General features: G+C 58.3%; 2 protein-coding genes. One reads left to right on the plus strand and one right to left on the minus strand.

The genetic code is table 11. The features are described 5' to 3' along the window. Positions 1 to 308: 308 nt before the first annotated feature. Complete coding sequence (locus ENZ74_RS33215; protein WP_063169927.1) at positions 309 to 686, plus strand: VOC family protein; 378 nt, start codon at positions 309 to 311, stop codon at positions 684 to 686. Between the two features lie 11 nt (positions 687 to 697). Here ENZ74_RS33215 and ENZ74_RS33220 read toward each other — a convergent pair. Then, a partial coding sequence (locus ENZ74_RS33220; protein ID WP_164761471.1) for an inorganic phosphate transporter occupies positions 698 to 842 on the minus strand: 145 nt, incomplete at its 5' end.

Raw genomic sequence — 842 nt, forward strand, 5'->3', positions numbered from 1 at the left:
CTTCAGACGCTCGGTGACGATTTCCTTGGTGACGGACATGGCAGTTTTTCCTTACGCAGCTTGCGCCTGAGATGCAGCTTGCACCTGAGATAATGCAGTTTCCGGACAGAACCAAGCCGTGGAGCAATGGCTGTCTTGGCGTGCCTGAAAAACCGGCGGGTCCTGCCGGATTTCATCCGCGCCAAACGTCCTCCAGATAAGCGAGCGCCGATGCGGCCAGCAATCAATCCAGCCGACAGTCGCCAAACGATCGCAGCGACCTATTTCAACGACCAGCACGGGACCGACAAGCCGAGAAGGAGGCGATTATGCTCGCAAACAGCAACGCAACGGCAAATCTGGCGGTAAGCGATCTGGCAAAGGCCAAGGCTTTCTACGAAGGAACGCTTGGCCTGAAACAGGTGCAGGATGAGGGGGGCGAACTGATCGTGTACAAAAGCGGCGATACCACCCTCAACGTCTATCATTCCCAATTTGCCGGAACCAACAAGGCGACAGCGGTGACCTGGATGGTTGGCGACGAGATCGGCAACATCGTCAAGGAGCTGAAGTCGAAGGGCGTCGCCTTCGAGCACTATCAGATGCCGGGCTTGACGCTGGAGGGCGATCTCCACGTCGGTTACGGAATGAAAGTTGCCTGGTTCAAGGATCCAGACGGCAACATCCTGAACCTTGTGGACAGGTAGATTTCTTCACCTCACCTCGCCAGGCCAACCGCGAGGTAGGTGAGCGCCGAAATCAAAGCGGTGGCCGGCAAGGTAACGATCCAGGCGATGACGATGTTGCCGGCAATGCCCCAGCGCACGGCCGAGACGCGGCGGGCGGCGCCGACGCCGATGATG

This window comes from Mesorhizobium sp. M7A.F.Ca.CA.002.15.2.1 (assembly GCF_003998715.1).
Lineage (GTDB): Bacteria > Pseudomonadota > Alphaproteobacteria > Rhizobiales > Rhizobiaceae > Mesorhizobium > Mesorhizobium ciceri.

What these genes read in the sequence shown, in the direction of transcription:
- ENZ74_RS33215 (WP_063169927.1), top strand. Translation starts at nt 309, where the DNA reads ATGCTCGCAAACAGCAACGCAACGGCAAATCTGGCGGTAAGCGATCTG.